The sequence below is a fragment of the Streptomyces sp. NPDC104761 genome (assembly GCF_055583445.1).
In genome coordinates, this window is record NZ_JBVJNZ010000014.1 from 217,016 (window position 1) to 235,820 (window position 18,805).

18 protein-coding genes are annotated in these 18,805 nt (G+C 72.2%); 11 read left to right on the plus strand and 7 right to left on the minus strand.

What is annotated here, in order from left to right; genetic code table 11:
* The first annotated feature begins 152 nt into the window (after positions 1-152).
* Complete coding sequence (locus tag ACZ63F_RS32860; protein ID WP_351961411.1) at positions 153-467, plus strand: hypothetical protein; 315 nt, start codon at positions 153-155, stop codon at positions 465-467.
* A gap of 69 nt (positions 468-536) precedes the next feature.
* Here the strand turns inward: ACZ63F_RS32860 and ACZ63F_RS32865 are convergent, their stop codons facing one another.
* The gene (locus ACZ63F_RS32865) at positions 537-1,730 is read right to left on the minus strand and encodes a hypothetical protein (RefSeq protein ID WP_469716639.1); all 1,194 of its coding nucleotides are present in this window, start codon (positions 1,728-1,730) and stop codon (positions 537-539) included.
* A gap of 176 nt (positions 1,731-1,906) precedes the next feature.
* On the opposite strand from ACZ63F_RS32865, the gene ACZ63F_RS32870 reads away from it, so the two are divergent.
* The 4 genes from ACZ63F_RS32870 (at position 1,907) to ACZ63F_RS32885 (ending at position 7,376) form a co-directional block, all read left to right on the plus strand.
* Complete coding sequence (locus ACZ63F_RS32870) at positions 1,907-3,352, plus strand: glyceraldehyde-3-phosphate dehydrogenase (RefSeq protein ID WP_351961413.1); 1,446 nt, start codon at positions 1,907-1,909, stop codon at positions 3,350-3,352.
* Positions 3,353-3,517: 165 nt separating this feature from the next.
* A complete protein-coding gene (locus ACZ63F_RS32875) occupies positions 3,518-5,047 on the plus strand; it encodes an alpha-N-arabinofuranosidase (RefSeq protein ID WP_469716642.1) in 1,530 nt (509 codons plus the stop codon).
* 17 nt (positions 5,048-5,064) lie between these two features.
* Complete coding sequence (locus tag ACZ63F_RS32880; protein WP_469716644.1) at positions 5,065-6,366, plus strand: glycoside hydrolase family 27 protein; 1,302 nt, start codon at positions 5,065-5,067, stop codon at positions 6,364-6,366.
* 2 nt (positions 6,367-6,368) lie between these two features.
* Entirely contained in the window at positions 6,369-7,376 is a 1,008-nt protein-coding gene (locus tag ACZ63F_RS32885; RefSeq protein WP_469716647.1) for a LacI family DNA-binding transcriptional regulator, read from the plus strand.
* 45 nt (positions 7,377-7,421) lie between these two features.
* On the opposite strand, the gene ACZ63F_RS32890 is transcribed toward ACZ63F_RS32885, so the two are convergent.
* The 3 genes from ACZ63F_RS32890 to ACZ63F_RS32900 all read right to left on the minus strand — a co-directional run bounded on the left by ACZ63F_RS32890 (position 7,422) and on the right by ACZ63F_RS32900 (position 10,276).
* Complete coding sequence (locus tag ACZ63F_RS32890) at positions 7,422-8,117, minus strand: class F sortase (RefSeq protein ID WP_469716649.1); 696 nt, start codon at positions 8,115-8,117, stop codon at positions 7,422-7,424.
* Positions 8,118-8,226: 109 nt separating this feature from the next.
* Positions 8,227-8,652, minus strand: a complete 426-nt coding sequence (locus ACZ63F_RS32895; protein WP_469716651.1) for a hypothetical protein — start codon at positions 8,650-8,652, stop codon at positions 8,227-8,229.
* Between the two features lie 235 nt (positions 8,653-8,887).
* Positions 8,888-10,276: a glycoside hydrolase family 43 protein gene (locus ACZ63F_RS32900; protein WP_469716653.1), complete on the minus strand. Its 1,389-nt coding sequence runs from the start codon at positions 10,274-10,276 to the stop codon at positions 8,888-8,890.
* Positions 10,277-10,455: 179 nt separating this feature from the next.
* Here ACZ63F_RS32900 and ACZ63F_RS32905 point away from each other — a divergent pair, with 179 nt between their 5' ends.
* The 4 genes from ACZ63F_RS32905 to ACZ63F_RS32920 all read left to right on the plus strand — a co-directional run bounded on the left by ACZ63F_RS32905 (position 10,456) and on the right by ACZ63F_RS32920 (position 13,613).
* Positions 10,456-11,322, plus strand: a complete 867-nt coding sequence (locus ACZ63F_RS32905) for a fructosamine kinase family protein (RefSeq protein ID WP_469716655.1) — start codon at positions 10,456-10,458, stop codon at positions 11,320-11,322.
* Positions 11,323-11,487: 165 nt separating this feature from the next.
* Positions 11,488-11,679 (plus strand): putative ATP-grasp-modified RiPP, encoded by a 192-nt coding sequence (tgmA, locus tag ACZ63F_RS32910; protein ID WP_089102565.1) that lies wholly within the window; start codon positions 11,488-11,490, stop codon positions 11,677-11,679.
* Positions 11,680-11,694: 15 nt separating this feature from the next.
* Positions 11,695-12,678 (plus strand): ATP-grasp ribosomal peptide maturase, encoded by a 984-nt coding sequence (tgmB, locus tag ACZ63F_RS32915; RefSeq protein ID WP_469716657.1) that lies wholly within the window; start codon positions 11,695-11,697, stop codon positions 12,676-12,678.
* A 47-nt stretch (positions 12,679-12,725) separates the two neighbouring features.
* Positions 12,726-13,613, plus strand: coding sequence for a Gfo/Idh/MocA family protein (locus ACZ63F_RS32920; RefSeq protein WP_469716659.1), 888 nt, complete (start codon positions 12,726-12,728; stop codon positions 13,611-13,613).
* Between the two features lie 171 nt (positions 13,614-13,784).
* Here ACZ63F_RS32920 and ACZ63F_RS32925 read toward each other — a convergent pair whose 3' ends face one another.
* Positions 13,785-14,678 (minus strand): GNAT family N-acetyltransferase, encoded by an 894-nt coding sequence (locus tag ACZ63F_RS32925; RefSeq protein ID WP_469716661.1) that lies wholly within the window; start codon positions 14,676-14,678, stop codon positions 13,785-13,787.
* 243 nt (positions 14,679-14,921) lie between these two features.
* Between ACZ63F_RS32925 and ACZ63F_RS32930 the strand changes: the two genes are divergently transcribed.
* Positions 14,922-16,019, plus strand: coding sequence for a PP2C family protein-serine/threonine phosphatase (locus ACZ63F_RS32930; RefSeq protein WP_469716663.1), 1,098 nt, complete (start codon positions 14,922-14,924; stop codon positions 16,017-16,019).
* A 29-nt stretch (positions 16,020-16,048) separates the two neighbouring features.
* Here the strand turns inward: ACZ63F_RS32930 and ACZ63F_RS32935 are convergent, their stop codons facing one another.
* Both ACZ63F_RS32935 and ACZ63F_RS32940 read right to left on the minus strand, forming a co-directional pair.
* Complete coding sequence (locus ACZ63F_RS32935; protein WP_393814461.1) at positions 16,049-16,489, minus strand: Lrp/AsnC family transcriptional regulator; 441 nt, start codon at positions 16,487-16,489, stop codon at positions 16,049-16,051.
* A gap of 37 nt (positions 16,490-16,526) precedes the next feature.
* Positions 16,527-17,876: a transaminase gene (locus tag ACZ63F_RS32940; protein ID WP_469716665.1), complete on the minus strand. Its 1,350-nt coding sequence runs from the start codon at positions 17,874-17,876 to the stop codon at positions 16,527-16,529.
* A 334-nt stretch (positions 17,877-18,210) separates the two neighbouring features.
* Between ACZ63F_RS32940 and ACZ63F_RS32945 the strand changes: the two genes are divergently transcribed.
* Positions 18,211-18,681 (plus strand): hypothetical protein, encoded by a 471-nt coding sequence (locus tag ACZ63F_RS32945; RefSeq protein ID WP_351961427.1) that lies wholly within the window; start codon positions 18,211-18,213, stop codon positions 18,679-18,681.
* The last annotated feature ends 124 nt before the right edge of the window (positions 18,682-18,805 follow it).

Sequence of the window (18,805 nt, forward strand, 5' to 3'; positions counted from 1 at the left end):
GGCGTCACGACACGCCGACGTACGTCCCCCGGACGTGGGACGTGCCCGTGTCGCTGGGACATCCGGGTGCGGTGACGGTGTGTGATGGCGCCGGACCTCGGTGCACCCGAGGCCCGTTGGTCATCGTTTCGCCGTTCCCGAAGGACTTCACCATGCGTCTCCTCCGTCCGCTCGCCGTCGCTCTCGGCGGGCTCGCCCTCACCGTCATCACCGTCGGACCGGCGTCCGCCGCCGACGGGACGTTCGTCTGGGTGGGGCCGAAGGGCAAGGCGTACGCCATCCAGAACCCGCCGGACCGCAAGTGCCTCGACATGGCGCAGGAGGCGCGCGGCCCGCAGAACGCCACGAAGAAGACGCTCGCCGTCTACAGCAAGGCGAAGTGCAAGGGCACCGAACACCGGATCGCCCCCGGCCGCTCGGCCTCCGGCAGCGTCCGCTTCGCCAGCGTGGTGTTCAACCCCCGCTAACCCCCGTTCCGCCCTCCGGTGGCGCCGGTCACGTCGTGGCGACCGGCGCCACCGGTCTGTCCGCGGGCGTCACAGGGGCGCGCGGGCGACCGTCATCACATAGGCCCCGAACAGCCACGAGAGCACGGCGAGGGCGCCGACGACGAGGACGGTCTGGGCGGGACGCACGCGCCGGCCGCCGGCCAGGGCGCGGGCGAGCGGGATCAGGAGGGGGAAGGCGGGGAGCAGGAAGCGGGGCTTGGAGGAGAAGGAGCCCGAGCCGCCCAGGACCACCAGGACCAGGACGCCCGCGAAGACCACCAGGACCAGTGGTGCCCGGTCCAGGCAGAGCAGGCCGAAGAGCAGCGCTCCGGCGGCGACGGTCACCAGGGCCGCCGCGTAGACGAAGCCGCCGCCGTGCACCAGCAGGCTCTTGACGAAGCGGAGTGAGCCCACGCCGAAGTCGAAGCGGGAACTCCAGGCGTCCTGCACCTCGAAATAGCCGTGCAGGAGGTTGCCGGTGCGCCGGCCGACCCACAGCACGTAGCCGAGCCAGCCGAGCGGGGCGAGCAGGCACCCGGCCCACAGGGCGAGCGGCACGCGGCCTCGTCGCCGTACCGCTTCATGGGCACCCGCGGCCAGGACGGCCGCCGCGACCGCGAAGCCGGTGGGGCGGGAGAGCCCGGCCAGCGCGGCCAGGCAGCCGGCCCACAGCCAGCGGCGCGTGAGGACGCAGTACAGGGACCAGGCCGCGAGGGCCGAGAAGAGGGACTCGGTGTACGCGATGGTGAGTTCGACCGACTGGGGCAGCACGGCCCACAGGACGACGAGCGCCGCGGCGACGGCTCGGCCGTACAGGTGATCGCCGATGCGGTGGATGCCCCACGCGGCGACGACGGCAGCGGTCCAGGAGACGGCCAGCGCGGCCTTGCCGGGGGTGAGGGGCAGGATTGTCGTCACGGCGCGGACGAGCCCGGGGTAGAGCGGGAAGAACGCCCAGTCGGTCTGGACGGCTCCCTTGCGGGTGATCAGGATGAGGTCGCCGTAGCCGTGGGCGGCGATGTGCAGGTACCAGCGGGCGTCCCAGGAATGGGCCAGGCTCCTGACCAGGGGGCGCCCCAGGGCGTGGTTCGCCACGGCGACGGCGACGACTCCGGCGAGCCGGACGGCCGTGAACAGGACGAGGGCCCGCAGCAGGCCGGACGGGATGCGGCGGCGGGGGGCGGGGTGGGCGGGGCCGGTCTGCACGGCGGACCCGGGCCGCGGGACGGAGGACGTGCTCACGCTCCGACCTTCGGCAACGGCCCGCGACCGCGCAACACGGCACGGAGGCTTCTTACGGTCTTCCGCCGGGGTTCAGAACTTCGCGACCCGCGTCACACCCGGACCCCCTTGATCGATCATTCACCGGGCGGTTTAGCATATGAGCGCCACCCAGCTCGATCGAGAGATTCAGGTCTGTGACTGTCAACGACGACTCGTTCACCAACTGGAAGAACCGCGAGGAGATCGCGGAGTCGATGATCCCGCTCATCGGGAAGCTGCACCGGGAGCGGGACGTGACGGTCCTCCTCCACAGCCGCTCCCTGGTGAACAAGTCGGTGGTCAGCATCCTCAAGACCCACCGCTTCGCCCGCCAGATCGACGGTGCCGAGCTGTCGGTCACCGAGACGATGCCGTTCCTGCGGGCGCTCACCGCCCTCGACCTCGGCCCCTCCCAGATCGACATCGGCATGCTCGCCGCGACCCACAAGGCCGACGACCGGGGTCTGAGCGTCGAGGCGTTCACCGCGGAGGCGGTCGCCGGGGCCACCGGCGCCAACAAGATCGAACAGCGTGAGCCGCGGGACGTCGTCCTGTACGGCTTCGGCCGCATCGGCCGCCTCGTGGCCCGGCTGCTGATCGAGAAGGCGGGCTCCGGCAACGGCCTTCGGCTGCGGGCCATCGTGGTGCGCGGGGCCGGCGGCGAGGACATCGTCAAGCGCGCCTCGCTGCTGCGCCGCGACTCGATCCACGGCCAGTTCCAGGGCACGATCACCGTCGACGAGGAGAACAGCACGATCCTCGCCAACGGCAACGAGATCAAGGTGATCTACGCCGACGACCCGTCCCAGGTCGACTACACGGCGTACGGCATCCGGGACGCGATCCTCATCGACAACACGGGCAAGTGGCGGGACCGCGAGGGCCTGTCCAAGCACCTGCGCCCGGGTATCGAGAAGGTCGTCCTGACCGCGCCGGGCAAGGGCGACGTCCCGAACATCGTGCACGGCGTCAACCACGACACCGTCAAGCCGGACGAGCAGATCCTGTCCTGCGCCTCCTGCACGACCAACGCGATCGTGCCGCCGCTGAAGGCCATGGCCGACGAGTACGGAGTGCTGCGCGGGCACGTCGAGACGGTGCACTCGTTCACCAACGACCAGAACCTGCTGGACAACTACCACAAGTCCGAGCGTCGCGGCCGGTCCGCGCCGCTCAACATGGTCATCACCGAGACGGGTGCCGCCTCCGCCGTGGCGAAGGCGCTGCCGGACCTCAAGGCGCGCATCACCGGCAGCTCGATCCGGGTCCCGGTGCCGGACGTGTCGATCGCGATCCTCAACCTCCAGCTGGCCCGCGAGGCCTCCCGCGCGGAGGTCCTCGACTACCTCCGCGAGGTGTCGCTGACCTCGCCGCTGAAGCGCCAGATCGACTTCATCACCGCCCCGGACGCGGTCTCCAGCGACTTCATCGGCTCGCGCCACGCGTCGATCGTCGACGCCGGCGCGCTGAAGGTGGAGGGCGACAACGCGATCCTCTACCTCTGGTACGACAACGAGTTCGGCTACTCCTGCCAGGTGGTCCGGGTCGTCCAGCACGTCTCCGGCGTGGAGTACCCGACGTTCCCGTCCCCGGCGGTCTGACGCCCCTCTCCCCCTACGACAGCCCGGCTCCCTGTACCCACAGGGGGCCGGGCTGCTCGCGCTCTTGACGCGATCACGGCCCGATGGCAGGTTTTTATCGATACAACCGGCTTCACGAACCCCGTTCCGTATATCGAACAACCTGCCCCCGACAGGAGTGCCCGCGTGCCCACCGCCACCGCCACCGCGATCATCAACCTCGACATCGAGGGCCCGACGATCAGCCGCCACCTCTACGGCCACTTCGCCGAACACCTCGGCCGCTGCGTCTACGGCGGCTTCTGGGTCGGCGAGGACTCCCCCGTCCCCAACGAGGGCGGCATCCGCCTGGACGTCGTGGCAGCCCTGCGCGCCCTGGACATCCCCAACCTGCGCTGGCCGGGCGGCTGTTTCGCCGACGAGTACCACTGGCGGGACGGCGTCGGCCCGCGCGAGCAGCGGCCCCGGATGGTCAACACGCACTGGGGCAACGTCGAGGAGAACAACCACTTCGGCACCCACGAGTTCATGGCCCTGTGCGAACTCCTCGGCGCCGAGCCCTACATCAGCGGCAACGTCGGCTCCGGCACCGTCCGCGAGATGAGCGAGTGGGTGGAGTACCTCACGCGGGACGGCGACAGCCCGATGGTGCGGCTGCGCAAGGAGAACGGGCGCGAGGAGCCGTGGCCGGTGAAGTACTGGGGCATCGGCAACGAGACCTGGGGCTGCGGCGGCAACATGCGCGCCGAGTACTCGGCCGACCTGGCCCGCCAGTACGCCACCTACTGCCGCGACCACGGCGACAACAAGCTCTACCGGATCGCCTCGGGCGCCTCCGACGCCGACTACAAGTGGACCGAGACGCTGATGCAGCAGATCAGCTGTTTCGGCTGCGAGGCGACCCCCAAGAACTTCTTCCAGGGCATCTCAGTCCACTACTACACGCTCGCCGGGCCCTGGGAGGCCAAGGGCAGCGCCACGGAGTTCGACGCCGAGGACCACTACCGCACGATGCTGTCGGCCCACCGCATCGACCGCATCCTCACCGGCCACTCCACGGTCATGGACGTCTACGACCCGGGGCGCACCGTCGGCCTGGTCCTGGACGAGTGGGGCACCTGGTGGGACGTGGAACCCGGCACCGACCCGGGCTTCCTCTTCCAGCAGAACACCCTGCGCGACGCGCTGGTGGCGAGCACCCATTTCGACGTCTTCCACCGGCACGCGGCCCGCCTGCACATGGCCAACATCGCCCAGACCGTCAATGTCCTGCAGGCCATGCTCCTCACCGACGGCGACGCCCTGGTCCTGACCCCGACCTACCACGTCTTCGAGATGAACAAGGGCCACCAGGACGCCACCTCGCTCCCCGTGCACCTGCGCGGCGAGGGCACCCGGCGCACGGTCGGCGACGCGGAACTGGAGACGGTGTCCGCCTCGGCCAGCGTCAAGGACGGCACCGTCCTGATCTCGCTCAGCAACCTGGACGCCGAGGAACCGGCCGAGGTCACCCTCGACCTGCGCGGCGGCCGCCTAGGCGAGCCAGCCGCCCGGATCCTCACGGCCGACAAGCTCCAGGCCCACAACACCCCAAAGGCCCCGGCGGCCGTCTCCCCCACCGCCTTCGACGGCGTGGCCGTGACCGCCGGCGGACTGCGGCTCACCCTCCCGCCCCACTCGTTCGTCACCGTCCAGGCTCCCCTGGACCGGCCCTGACCGGCAGGAGCGCGCACATGACCCGACCCGCACGCCCGCTGCCCGCCCGTCACCTGCGGCCGCCCATGGGGTGGAACAGCTGGGACTGCTACGGCACCACCGTCACCGAGGAGGAGGTCCTCGCCAACGCCCGGTTCATGCACGAGCACCTGCTCCCGCACGGCTGGGACACCGTCGTCGTCGACATCCAGTGGTACGAGCCCACCGCCCGGGCCCACGGCTACAACCCGGACGCCCCGCTCGTCCTCGACGGCCACGGCCGCCAGCTCCCCGCCCCCAACCGATTCCCCTCCGCCGCCGGCGGGGCCGGGTTCGGGCCGCTGGCCGCGCGGGTGCACGGCATGGGCCTGCGGTTCGGGCTGCACGTCCTGCGGGGCATCCCACGCCGCGCGGTCGAGGCCGCACTGCCCGTGCTCGGCACGGAGTTCACGGCCGCGGACGTGGCCGACACCGGTTCCGTGTGCCCCTGGAACTCCGACAACTACGGGCTGAACCACGACCATCCGGGCGCCCAGGCCTACTACGACTCCCAGGTCGCCCAGTTCGCCGCCTGGGGCGTGGACTTCGTCAAGGCCGACGACATGCTCTTCCCGTACCACGAGCGGGAGATCGCCGCGTACGCGCGGGCCGTCGAACGCAGCGGGCGGCCCATCGAGCTGAGCCTCTCCCCCGGCACCGACATGTCCCTCGCCCGCCTGGACCACCTGCGCGAGCACGCCACCATGTGGCGGGTCTGCGACGACCTGTGGGACCGCTGGGAGGACGTCGAGGCGCAGTTCGCGCGGATGGCCCGCTGGGCCCCCTGGCAGGGCGAGCGGGGCTGGGCGGACGCCGACATGCTGCCGCTCGGCCGCATCGGCATCCGCGCCGAGCGCGGCGCGGACCGCCGGTCCGCACTCACCCGCGCCGAGCAGATCAGCCTGCTCACCCTCTGGCTCGTCTCCCGCTCGCCGCTGATGATGGGCGGTGACCTGCCCACCTCCCCGCCCGAGACCATCGAGCTGCTCACCAACGACGAGGCCCTCGACGTCCTGTGGCACAGCACCGGCAACCGGGAGGTGCTGCGGGAGCGGGACCTGGTGCTGTGGACCGCCCGGGACACCGACGGGCACACCAGGTACGCGGCGGTGTTCTCGCTCGCGGACGAGGAGCGGCGCGTCCAGGTGCCGCTGGGGTCGGTCGGCGCCACCTCCCGCGACCGTGTCCGGGAGCTGTGGACCGGCACCGCGGCCGCCCACGACGGCCGGCACCTGACCGCGGTACTGCCCGCCCACGGTGCCGCCCTCTATCGTCTTGCCGAGGACAGCCGGCGGGAGTGAGTGTGACGACGATCCAGGACGTGGCGAAGGCGGCCGGGGTGTCGGCGATGACCGTCTCCAACGTGATGAACGGGCACCCCAACGTCCGCCCGGCCACCCGTGAGCGGGTCCTTGAGGCGATGGACCGGCTGGGCTACCGGGTCAACGTGGCCGCCCGCAACCTGCGCAAGGGCCGTACCGGGACCATCGGCCTGGCCGTCCCCGAGATCAACCGCCCGTACTACGGCCGGCTGGCCGCCGCCATCATCGCGGCGGCCGGCCGGCACGGCCTGCGGGTGAGCATCGAGCAGACCGGCGCCAGCCGGGAGAGCGAGCTCGCCGCTCTCTCCCAGTCCCGCAACCGGCTCTACGACGGTCTCATCCTGAGCACGGTCGGCATGGGCCCGGCCGATGTCGGGGCGCTCGACGTGGACCACCCGGTGGTGATCCTCGGCGAGCGGATCTTCGGCGGGCCCGTCGACCACGTCGCGATGCCGAACGAGGCCGCCGCCGAGGCCGCGACCCGCCATCTCGTCGAGCGGGGCTGCCGGCGGATCGCCGTCGTGTGCGGGCGGCTGGGCGGCGAGGCCGACGTGTCGAGCCTGCGGTACGCCGGTTATCTGCGGGCGCTGGCGGCCGCGGGGCTGCCGGCGGACCCGGAGCTGGTGGTGACGGCCGCAACGCTCACCATGCAGGAGGCCGCCCGCGGTGTCCGCGAGCGGACGGCGCGGGGCCTCGGCTTCGACGGGGTGTTCTGCGTGACGGACACGGTCGCCATGGGCGTGCTGCGCGCTCTCGCCGACGCCGGGATCCGGGTGCCGGAGCAGGTCAAGGTCGTCGGCTTCGACAATGTCGACGAGAGCGCGTACCTCGTCCCTTCCCTGACCACCGTCGACCCGGACCACGACCTGATGGCCGAGCGCGCGGTCGCCCTGCTGGCGGCCCGCATCGACCGGGGCGGTCCGGGTCAGGTACGGGAGGAGTTCGCCGGTCCGTTCCGGCTGGTGGTGCGGGAGTCCACGGGTGGCTGACCCGGCGGTGCCGGTGCGGCGTCGTACCACGTGTCGGGTCAGGTGTCAGACCAGGTGGGCGAAGACCACCAGGTTCTCCGTGTAGTCCCTGACGTCGTGGTCGTAGTCGCCTGCGCAGGTGATCAGGCGTACCTCGGGGCGGCGGGTGTCGGCGTAGACGCGGTCGCTGGGGAAGTCGTCCTTCGGGAAGGTCTCGGCGTCGTCGACGACGAAGTCCGCTTCCGTCCCGTCGGCCCGGTCCACCGTGAAGCGGTCGCCGCGTTCCAGTTCGTCCAGCCGGGCGAAGACGGCCGCCGAGCTCACGGTGTCGACGTGCCCCGCGATGATCGAGGTGCCCGCTTCGCCGGGTGCCGCGCCCTTCGAGTACCAGCCGACGAGGTTGGTGTTGGCGGCCGGCGGGGGCTCGAGCTGGCCCGTGGAACCGATGGTGAGGGCGGTGAAGGGGGCGTCGACGGCGATCTTCGGGATGAGCAGGCGGATCGGCGTGGACCGCGGCAGCGCCTCGCCGGTCCGGCGGGGATCGGCCGAGGGCAGGGCGTCCGTGCTCTCGGCCCTGGTGGTGCCGGTGGTGTCGGAGCCGCCCGGGTGCCCGCCGATCAGCGCCACGGCGACGAGCAGGGCGGCGATGCACCATACGGGGAACCGCCCGCCGGACGGGGGGCTGCCGGCGGCGTCCCGGTCGTCGGGGCCGTCGGGGTCGGCGGGGGCTTCGGGGATCTGGGTGGCGGGGCCAGCTGCCATCGGAGGTCACCTTTCTGGGGCACGGCAGCGGGAGGGCGGAACACAGGGGGCGCGGTGCCGTCGGAGTGTGGAGCGCCGACGGCACCGCGGCCCCCGCAGCGTGGGCCCATCAGGACGCGGACCCGGGGACTCTCCTGCGCCGCAGCGCGTAGGCACCGGTGGCGGCCACGCCGAGCACGGCCAGCCCGCCCGCGGTGACACCGGGCGAGGCGAGGGCGCCGCCGCCGGTGTGCATACCGCCGTGCGGCCGGTCGCTCTCCTCGTCGTCGCCCCACGACGAACCGCCCTGGTCCTTCCCCTTGCCGCCCTGCTGCTTGCCGCCCTGCTGCTTGCCCCCCTGGTCCTGCTTGCCTCCCTCGTCCTCGTCGTCCTGACCCTTGTAGGAATCGGGGTCGAACCTGCTGTCGTTGCTGCTGTAGGAGGAGTCGCCTCCGTCGTCCCGGTCCCCCGAGCCCGCGGCCTGGGCTGCTGGGGCGGAGAGCGCGAGGGCCGCGGTGGCGGCCGTGGTCGCGAGGATCATGCGGGCAGAACGCATCTCGATGTCCTTCCGCCGTGGCCGGGCGCCGATACTCCATCAGCTGTAACGACCCGGCCCCGACATGAACCACCGTCAGCCAGCCCCGCGGCGCGCACCATCCAGGCGGCCCATCCGTGGTCACGACACGCCCAACACCGCCCGGCTGGGCCAATCCCCCGGTCGGGCACACCGCCATTCGGGCGGTCATGGGCCCGTGGTCGGCGTGTCGCCGCACAGCGGGCCCGGTGGGGCGTCAGTAGCCCACGTAGAAGGTGGCGTCGGCCTGGTCGGTGCTCGTGGAGACGGGGTCGATGCGCAGCACGAAGTCGGAGTGGCGGATGTAGCGCGTCGGGTAGTTGTACGAGCGGAACGAGGACCAGGAGGCGTCGGCCAGGCCAGCCGTCCGGTAGAACGTGGCGTCCCCGGCGAACGTCGTGGTGCCGTCGTTCTCGTCGAGCCGCAGCTGGTAGTCGTAGTGGCGCAGGTAGCGGGTCGGGTAGTTCACGGACCGGAAGGACACGCCGCCGCTGTCGGCGAGGCCGGGGACCAGCTTCCACATGCCGTCGGTGTACGGGTCGAAGGCGTACTCGTCGATCCGGCCGACGAAGTCGCTGTGCCGGACGTATCTGGCCGGGTAGTTGTAGGACTTCAGCCGGTTCCAGGTGGGGGTGCCCCACGTGGCGACGAGGTTGGCGTACTCCGTCGCGGTGATGGGCTGGATGCCGCAGTGCTTGGAGTTGAGCGGCTGGGTGTAGGTCTTCTGGTCGAGGGCGGTCCAGGTACCGGCGGACAGGGCGCTGGTCTGCCAGGCGTAGAAGACGCCGTTGGGGTCCCAGGTGTCTCCCCAGAGGTACCAGGTGGAGCCCGACGTGAGGGACTTGACCAGGGTCGGGGCCTCGGTGCCGTTGTGCGAGACGGCCGTGGAGAAGGCGGTGAAGCTGCCCGGGTCCAGTGAGGTGGAGCGGGCGCCGACGAGGGTCGAGTTCTTCTTGAAGTACAGGTAGTTCACGCCGCCCACGCCGACGGCGAGGTCGCCGTCGATGACGTCGTAGCCCGGGTCGAAGAAGACCTGCGGGTCGCCGGCGGTCACGAAGTCGGCGGTGTAGTTGATCATGATGACGTTGTGGCCGCTGTCGTTGACGGCGGAGTAGATGACGCCGTACGTGCCGCGCCCCGCGTCCCAGAAGGCCTCCGGGGCCCAGGCGTGGGTGTCCATGTCGTGCAGCTTCATCCGCCGGTAGCCGGTGAAGGTGCGCAGGTCGGTGGAGTCCCAGACGTGGATGTACTGGCTTACGTAGGACCAGTCGGTGCCGTACAGGTCGGTGGCGAGGACCACGAAGGTGCCGTCCTGCTTGCGCAGGATGAACGGGTCGCGCAGGCCGAGGGAGCCCTCGGTTGGGGTGGCCACGGGGTCGTTCTGGTTGAGCGGGGTCCACTGGAGGCCGTCGGTGCTGACGGCGAGGTGCAGGCCGTAGTTGGCGGCCAGCATGTCCGGGGACTCGGTGAAGTAGCACATCACGTAGGCCGAGTCGGTCGCGGCCCGGGCGGCTCCGGCGCCGAGGGCGAGGGCGCCGGTGGCGGCGAGGGGGACGGTCACGGCCGCACCGAGGAAGTGGCGGCGCGACAGAGGGGTGCCGTTCATGTGCGCTCCAGACGAGGGGGGATGTCCGGGATTTCGGACACGGTTCGGAAAACCGATCAGAAACTAGAGGGGGGCGTGGGGCGCGTCAATGCTTGTGCAGCAAGGGAGTTACTGGGAATTCACTGTGCGACCAGGGCACCCGGGGCTCGTGATCCCGCCCGGCCCGTACCCTGGTGGCCGTGGTCGACGGCGGCGAGAGTCCGGGCGCGGTGGCCGCCCGGCTCACCGGGCGGCCGGTCTCGGGTGAGCGGGCGGGGCCGGGCGGTCTGGCGGAGGTGACGCTCGCGGGTGGTCCCGCGGTCGTCGTCAAGCGCGGTGACGGCCCCGGGGCGGTACGGGCCGAGGCGGCCGGGCTGCGCTGGCTGGCCGCCGCCCGGGCGGTGCCGGTGCCCGAGGTGCTCGGACACGACGAGCGCTGGCTGGTGACCGGGCTGGTCCGCACGGGGCGTCCGGACGCCGGGGCGGCGACGCGCTTCGGCCGGGCGCTGGCCGCCCTGCACGCGGCGGGCGCCCCGGCCTTCGGGGCGGCCCCTCCGGGCGGTCCTCGCGACGCGTGGATCGGTCTCGCCCCGATGCGCAACGAGCCCGGCACCGGCTGGCCGCACTGGTACGCCGAGCACCGGGTGCTGCCGTACCTGCGCGAGGCGGCCGACCGGGGGATCCTGCGGCCGGGCGAGGCCGCCGTGATCGAGCGGGTCTGCGAGCGGCTGCCGGAGCTCGCGGGGCCGCCCGAGCCGCCGGCCCGGCTGCACGGCGACCTGTGGAGCGGCAACGTCCTGTGGGGCGCCGACGGCCGGGTCCGGCTGATCGACCCGGCCGCGCACGGCGGGCACCGCGAGACCGACCTCGCGATGCTCCATCTCTTCGGCTGCCCGTATCTGGACCGGATCCTGGCGGGTTATCAGGAAGCGGCCCCGCTGACCGACGGCTGGGCCCGGCGGATCGGCCTGCACCAGCTGTTCCCGCTGCTGGTACACGCGGTGCTCTTCGGACGGAGCTATGCCGAACAGGCTTTGGCGACATCCCGGAATTACGCGGACATGTGACACCGTCACCTGCCGCACGGGAATGTGAAATCGGCCACGTGCGCGAGCGAATAGCCGGTTCTCCCTTAACAAGCTCTTAATTCGGCCTGAGATTACGCAGAGTAAGGAAACCAACCACGCGTTCGAATCGTATAAGTGCATGGAAGAACGAAACAGGGAGAGACCATGCAACCGTTCGCGCTCAACTACGCACGCCCCGCAGTGCAGTTGGACGTCACCACTCCGTACGCGTATGACTCCGGACTGCAGTTGAACGTTCTCCACGATGGCCGGATCGCAGCCACTGATCACGCAACGCTCAGAGCCCTGGGGACCACGACCTCCACCGCGGGCTCCAAGACGCACTTCGACGACTGATCGCGGATCCTCACGATGACCGTGCTCATCCTGACCAGTGACGAGGACGTGACGGCGGACATGGTGGTCCTCCGGCTGCACGAGGCCGGAGTGCCCGTCGTCCGTCTCGATCCTGCCGATCTGACCAGTGGTGTGGCCCTGTCGGGCGAGTACGTGCAGGGCGTCAGCCGCGGACATCTGTCCGTGAACGGGCGTCTGGTGAGCGTGAACGGCCTGCGCTCCATCTGGGTGCGCAGGCCGGGGGCGGCGGCCGCCCGGGCGGCGCAGCCGTCGGCCTGGCTGACCGAGGAGTCCGAGCAGGCGCTGTACGGCATGCTGCGCGGGACCGAGGCCCGCTGGATGAACCATCCGGACGCGGCCCGCCGGGCCCGCCACAAGCCCTGGCAGCTGCGGCTGGCGCAGCAGAGCGGGCTCGCCGTGCCCGCGACGCTGATCACCACGTTTCCGCAGGCGGCCCGGGACTTCGCGGAGCGGTTCCCGGACCTCGTGGTGAAGCCGGTGTCGGGCGCGCATCCGCAGGAGCCGCCGCGGGCCGTGCCGACCAGCCGGGTGGCGCCGGACACCGACTTCGCGGCGGTGGCGTTCGGCCCGACGCTGTTGCAGCGGCGGGTCGCCAAGCGCGCCGACATCCGGCTCACGGTGGTCGGCGACCGGTTGCTGGCCGCCCGCAAGCCGGTGAGCCCGGACGCCCACCCCGACGACGTGGACGTCCGGTTCGCGCCGTCCGACTCCCCCTGGCAGGAGGCGCAGGTGCCGCCGCGAGTCGCCGAGGCGGTCCACACGTACATGAAGGACGCCGGGCTGGCCTACGGCGCCTTCGACTTCGCGGAGGACGCCGACGGCATCTGGTGGTTCCTGGAGTGCAACCAGTCGGGGCAGTTCGGGTTCGTCGAGATGGACACCGGCCAGCCGATCGCCGAGACCATCGCCGGGTGGCTGGCGCACGGCAGCGACCGGTGCCGGTCGCACGCCGGCCGGGGGCGGAGCACGACGCCTTGACCGGCTGGGCGACGATGGGGGACCGGGTACGGAGAAAGGAACGCGAGATGCGCATCGGACTGCTGGGCACCGGGCCCTGGGCGCAGGCGGCGTACGCCCCCGCGCTGGCGGGGCACGGTTCGCTGGACTTCGCCGGGGTGTGGGGCCGCCGCCCCGAGGCCGCCGCGGAACTGGCCGGGGAGTACGGCGTCCGGGCGTACGACGACGTGGACGCGCTCCTCGGCGACGTGGACGCGGTGGCCGTGGCGCTGCCGCCGGTCGTCCAGGCGGAGCTGGCCGTGCGGGCCGCGACGGCCGGCCGGCACCTGCTGCTGGACAAGCCGCTCGCCCTCGGCGTCGCCGAGGGGCGGGCGGTGGTGGAGGCGGCCGAGCGGGCGCGGGTCGCCTCCGTGGTGTTCTTCACCACCCGGTTCCAGCAGGAGCCCGAGGCGTGGATCGGGGAACAGGCCGCCGCGGACGGGTGGTTCACGGCCCGGGCGCAGTGGCTGGGCTCGCTGTTCACCGGTGAGAGCCCGTTCGCCGACTCGCCCTGGCGGCGGGAGAAGGGCGCGCTGTGGGACGTGGGTCCGCACGCCCTGTCCGTGCTGCTGCCGGTGCTGGGCGACGTACGGCGGGTGGCGGCCGCGGTGCACGGTCCCGCGGACACCGTTCATCTCGTCCTCGAGCACGCAGGCGGGGCGTCGAGCACGGTGACGCTGAGCCTGACCGCGCCGCCGGCGGCGGCCGGGGCCGATGTGGAACTGCGGGGCGAGGCGGGGGTCACGCTCCTTCCGAGGAGTGCGGAAGGAGCGGTTCCCGCGCTGAGCCGGGCCGCCGACGCCCTGGTCACGGCCGCGCGCACGGGGCAGGGGCACCCGTGCGACGCGGCCTTCGGCCTGCGGGTCACCGAGATCCTCGCGGAGGCGGAGACGCTGCTGGGCAAGGACGTCGGCTAGCCGCTCAGCTGGAAGGGCCGCGATGCGCCGTGGTTCGGCCGCGGCGCCGTCGTGGTTGCTCGCGCAGTTCCCCGCGCCCCTGACGGGGCGCTGCGCCCGAGGCCCCTGAAAGGGGCGCGGGAACTGCGCGACCAGCCCCATTGCTCCCGCACATCCCCTGGCGAGGGGGTGTCAGCGCCTCGCCCAGAAGTTCACCCGCTCCCGGGCGATGGGGTATCCGGCCCTGGCGAAGTGGGCGGCCATGGGGGTGTTGCCCTGGTCGGTGGCGGCGGCGATGAATTCGGCGCCCTGCTCGACGAGGAAGTGCGTGCACTCCACCAGCAGGTCGTAGGCGTAGCCGTGCCCGCGCTGCTCGGGCAGGACGCCGATGAACCCGATGCAGGGCCCTCCCGGGTTGCGCCCCGGGATGTGGATGCCGACCGGCTCGCCGTCGGGCGTGCGGCCGATCTGCCACCACTGCCTGGGCGAGGGCATCCAGTGGAAGAAGTCCATCTCCTCCTGGGCCGCCCGGTCCACTCCCCCCTGTTCGATGGCGCGGCGGGCGTGGGCGTCCAGGGTGACGGAGTGGATGCGGCGCAGGGCGTCGAAGAACACCCCGTCGTCGGGCTCGGGAGTGAAGACGAGCCGGCCGGGCCGTTCGGGCAGGCCGTACTCGGGGGTCCAGCGGTAGTTGTACCGCTCCACCAGGAGTTCGAAGCCGGCCTTGCGGGCGGCGCTGAAGCTGGTCTCGGCGGCGGTGCGCACGGCGGGGTTCTCGCGCCAGCCCGTGGGCAGGTCGAGTTCCAGTTCCTCGACCCGCCAGGGCGCGCTGCGCAGCAGTTCGGCGCCGGCCTCCTCCTCGCCCTCGGCCACGTCGAACCAGTTGATCAGGATCGGTTCGGTCGCCCCGGGAGCGCCCCACCAGGCGGCCCGGGCGACCACGCGCCCGTCGCGCAGGGCGACGCGCTTCCAGTCGGCACGGAAGCCGGCCGTCCGGTGCCGCTCCCGCATGCGCAACGGGTCGGGCAGGGTGTCGAAGAGATGGTCGGTGCTGTCGTCGATCGTACGGATGACCGGATCGGTCACGGATTCCTCCGGGATGCGTGCTGTACGGAGCGCTCCCGGGTCAGCTCTGACCTGTCACGCCCGGGAAACGGGGAGGGAGCGCGGGATGGGTGTGAGATACATCGCACTCGCCTCCTTCCGTCCGGTCTCGGGCGTGCGCTCATACGTTAGGGGCCCGGACCGGACGCGTCCACGGGTTTTCCCGGCGCGGCTTTTCATGATCGGGACAGGTGCGGTGTCCGGTCACGGGCGTAGCTTAGGGATGTGACTTCGGTGCGCGGCTGGTCGCCGCGCGGCTACCGGGACGGTCGTGGCTGGTTGCAGGGTGCGCCGCCGCCACGCTGGGTGCGGGTGCTGCCCATCGTCCTGCTCGGGGTCGTCACTGCGGCGACGCTGATCAGCCCGGACGGACACGACTTCGGCTTCCTGCTCGGCGCCATCCCGCCGCTCGCCGTGCTCTCCTACGGTCCGCTGGCCACCGCCGCCCTCAGCTGCCTGGTGGTGCTGCTGCTCAACGTGCCCGCCACCCATCTCGACTTTCCCGGCGACACCGACCTCCTCACGGTCACCTTCGTGGCGCTGCTGAGCGTGTTCGTCTCCTACGTACGCAGTCACCGGGACGCCCAGCTGCTCACCGAGCGGGCGGTGGGCGAGGCGGTGCAGCGGGCCGTGCTGCCGCCGCTGCCGGAGCACGTCGGCGCGGTGGGGTGCGTGGGGCTGTCCCGGGCCGCGCAGCACGGGACGCTGGTCGGCGGGGACTTCTTCGACGTGCGCGACGGCCCGTACGGGGTCCGGGCGGTGATGGGGGACGTACGGGGGCACGGGCTGGCCGCCGTCGCCACGGTGGTGTCGCTGCTCGGCGCGTTCCGGGAGGCGGTGCTCGACCTGCCCGACCTGGAGTCGGTGGCGGCGCGGATGGACCGCAGACTGGCGGTGGACTCGGCCGACGTCCCGAACACGGAGCTGTTCGCCACGGCCCTGCTGCTGGAGTTCTCGGCCGATCTCCGGTCGGTGCGGATCGTGTCCTGCGGTCATCCGGCGCCCGTGCTGCTGCGCGACGGGAAGGCCCAGGAAGTGATCGTCACCCCCGGGGCCCCGCTGGGGCTGGGGCTGGTGGGGGTGGACCCGGCGAAGGAGGTCACGGTGGAGCTGGGTCCCTGCGACCGCCTGTTCCTCGCCTCGGACGGCGTCTGGGAGGCCCGCGACCGGTCCGGGGGCTTCTACCCGCTCCCGGAGCGGCTCGCCGGGTTCGCGGGCGTGGACGCGGCCGCGCTCAGCGAGCTGGTGTGGGCGGACCTGGCCCGCCACTACGAGGTGCGTGACGACGCCACCATGCTGGTCCTGACACCGGCCATCGGCTGAGGCCCGGGGCACCGCCGCCGGCCGGGCTCTCAGCCCACCTCCCACAGGAACCGGTGGGTGTGGATGCCGAAGTACGGGAAGGACCGGACCTCGCGTACGCCCTCGATCGGCCGGACCACGTCGTTGACGAAGTCGAGCAGGTCCTTCGGTCCGGGGGTGACCACCTCGGCGAACAGGTCGAAGCCGCCCGAGGTGAAGACGGAGTACACCACCGCGGGGTGCCCGGCGAGCGCGTCGGCCACGGCGCGGGGGTCGCCGTCCACGCCGATGCCGAGCAGGGCCATCGCCTGGCCGCCCATGGCCATCGGGTCGGTGACGCCCACGACCTGCACGGCCCGGGAGTCCAGCAGCCGCTGCAGCCGCTGCCGGGCCGCGGAGGCGGAGAGGCCGACCTTCGGGCCCAGGTCGGCGTAGGCGATCCGGCCGTCGGCCTGGAGTTCGCGCAGGATGGCCCGGTCGATGTCGTCCATGTGCACCACGTTCTCTTCTCCTCTCCTCCGCCCGCCCTCAGCCGGCCAGTTCGAGCAGGGCGGCGCCGAACGCCGCGGTGTGGGTGTCGACGTCCTCTTCGGTGGTGTCGGGGCACATCAGGGCCATGTTGTGGAACGGGGTGAGGAGGATGCCCCGGTTGGCGAGGTAGAGGTGCAGGAAGTCCTCGAGGGCGGGGTCGGCGGCGGCCTCGGACTCGGTGCCGGTGCGCGGGGCCGGGGCGGCGAAGCGGTACTCGGTGCGGGCGCCGAGCCGGCTGACCGACCAGGGCAGGCCGTGCGCCTCCACGGCGGCCCGGACGCCGGCCTCGAAGCGTGCGGAGAGCCGGTCCATGTGGCCGAACGCCTCGTCGGTGAGCACGTGCTCCAGGGTGGCCCGGGTCGCCGCCACCGAGAGCGCGTTGCCGGCCAGGGTGCCGCCGACCCCGCCCATGTCCACCAGGTCCAGGTCGTCGCGGGCGAGGAGCCGCTCGGCGAGGCCGGCGGAGAGGCCGTAGGCGCCGGCCGGGATGCCACCGCCGATGGCCTTGCCGATGGTCAGCAGGTCGGGCTCCAGCTCCCAGGCCGCGGTGCAGCCGCCGGGGCCCGCCGAGAAGGTGTGCGTCTCGTCGTTGATCAGCAGCGTGCCGTACTGCCGGGTGAGGGCGCGCACGCCCTCCAGGTAGCCGGGTTCGGGCAGCACGATGCCGATGTTGGTGAGGGCGGGTTCCATGAGGACGGCGGCCACGTCGCCGTGGGCGAGTTCGCGCTCCAGCTGGTCCAGGTCGTTGAACTCGGCGACCCGGCTGGTCAGGGTGACGTCGCAGGGCGCGCCGACGTTCCCGGGGCGGGGGGCTCCCTTTCCGTCGGGGCCGACGACGATGAGGGACTCGTCGACGCTGCCGTGGTAGCTGTAGCTGTTCACCAGGATCTTCGGGCGACCGGTGACGGCACGGGCGAGCCGGATCGCCCACCGGTTGGCGTCCGTCGCGGTCAGCGAGAAGCTCCAGCGGGCGAGCCCGAAGCGGCGGGTCAGCTCGGCGCCGACCCACTCCGCGTCCTCCGTCGGCAGCATCGCGGTGGCCCCGCCCAGCTCGGCGAACCGGCGGTGCACCGCCTCGGTCACCGCGGCCGGCGAGTGGCCGGCCATCGCACCCGTGTCGCCGAGGCAGAAGTCGATGTAGGTGTGCCCGTCGACGTCGGTGACCCGGGCGCCGCGGGCGGTCGCCAGGTACCGGGGGAAGGCGCCGGCGGTCTTGTTCATCCACGTCATCGGGACCCGGCCGAAGAGATGGCCGGCAGCGGCATATGCCGCTCGGGAGCGGGGGTTTCGCCGCTCGGCCTCGGTGCTCTCGCGGGCCAGGAGGGCGTGCAGTCGGGTGCGGTCCATGGAATACCCCTGGTCGAACGGCGGCGACGGAACAGCGCGAGCGTACGACCGATATCCTCCCCGTAGCAAGCGGTGACGCTCGAATCGATTGCCATGACGACGGAATCGAGCGCGCATCCTCGTCCGGGTGATTCGACCTTTTTGAGCAACACTCGCACCACTGCGCAGTGTTCGAACATTCGCCCTCAAACGCCAGGGTTCGCCACCCCTTCCGCCAGTTAGAAATATCTACCAGCATGCATATGCCGGGTTGGCGTGCGGAGGCGCCGCGTGCCCGGCGTCGGGCGTTCCCCTGCGTGCGGAGCGGGTGAGCGGGATATCGCGGAGCGGGTGCATGACGAACAGGATGTGGATGCAGGGTGTGGAGTGGCTCGCGGCGGCCTCGGCGGATCCCCGGGCGTGCAAGTGGGAGTGGGACCACGGTGAGGGCGTCTCCCTGCTGGAGGCGGGGCGCTTCTGGGACGTGCTGAGCGTGCCGGACCGGCTCGGTCTGCTCACGCTCGACCTGCTGTGGCGGCCGTCCCTGCCGGTGCCCGGACCGACGCTGGTGGACACCGCGGCACGCCGGGTCGGGTTCCTCCTGCCGCCCGACCCGTCCGGCGGCTGGATCGGGGCCGGGCTGCGGTACACGACCAAGGGGGCGTGGGTCGCCGTACCGCCGCCGTACCGGCCCACGCGGTTCCTGGAGTGGCTGGTGCCACCCGACGGCAGCGGGGCACTGCACCGGCCCGCCACGCTGGAGTCGGCGCTGCGCGAGGCCAACGGCACGCTGGCGGTCCTGCGGCCGGTGTGCGAGGAGCAGTGAGGCCGGCGGCAGGGCGGCAGGACGGGGCCGGGGGGGGGGGGGGGGGGGGGGGGGGGGGGGGGGGGGGGGGGGGGGGGGGGGGGGTGGTGGGGGGGGGGGGGGGGGGGGGGTGGGAGGGGGGGTT

Coding starts and splice junctions, on each gene's coding strand:
- tgmA (WP_089102565.1), top strand. CDS start 11,488: ATGCAACCGTTCGCGCTCAACTACGCACGCCCCGCAGTGCAGTTGGAC.
- ACZ63F_RS32920 (WP_469716659.1), top strand. CDS start 12,726: ATGCGCATCGGACTGCTGGGCACCGGGCCCTGGGCGCAGGCGGCGTAC.
- ACZ63F_RS32890 (WP_469716649.1), bottom strand. CDS start 8,117: ATGGCAGCTGGCCCCGCCACCCAGATCCCCGAAGCCCCCGCCGACCCC.
- ACZ63F_RS32935 (WP_393814461.1), bottom strand. CDS start 16,489: ATGGACGACATCGACCGGGCCATCCTGCGCGAACTCCAGGCCGACGGC.
- ACZ63F_RS32880 (WP_469716644.1), top strand. CDS start 5,065: ATGACCCGACCCGCACGCCCGCTGCCCGCCCGTCACCTGCGGCCGCCC.
- tgmB (WP_469716657.1), top strand. CDS start 11,695: ATGACCGTGCTCATCCTGACCAGTGACGAGGACGTGACGGCGGACATG.
- ACZ63F_RS32945 (WP_351961427.1), top strand. CDS start 18,211: ATGACGAACAGGATGTGGATGCAGGGTGTGGAGTGGCTCGCGGCGGCC.
- ACZ63F_RS32895 (WP_469716651.1), bottom strand. CDS start 8,652: ATGCGTTCTGCCCGCATGATCCTCGCGACCACGGCCGCCACCGCGGCC.
- ACZ63F_RS32860 (WP_351961411.1), top strand. CDS start 153: ATGCGTCTCCTCCGTCCGCTCGCCGTCGCTCTCGGCGGGCTCGCCCTC.
- ACZ63F_RS32900 (WP_469716653.1), bottom strand. CDS start 10,276: ATGAACGGCACCCCTCTGTCGCGCCGCCACTTCCTCGGTGCGGCCGTG.
- ACZ63F_RS32940 (WP_469716665.1), bottom strand. CDS start 17,876: ATGGACCGCACCCGACTGCACGCCCTCCTGGCCCGCGAGAGCACCGAG.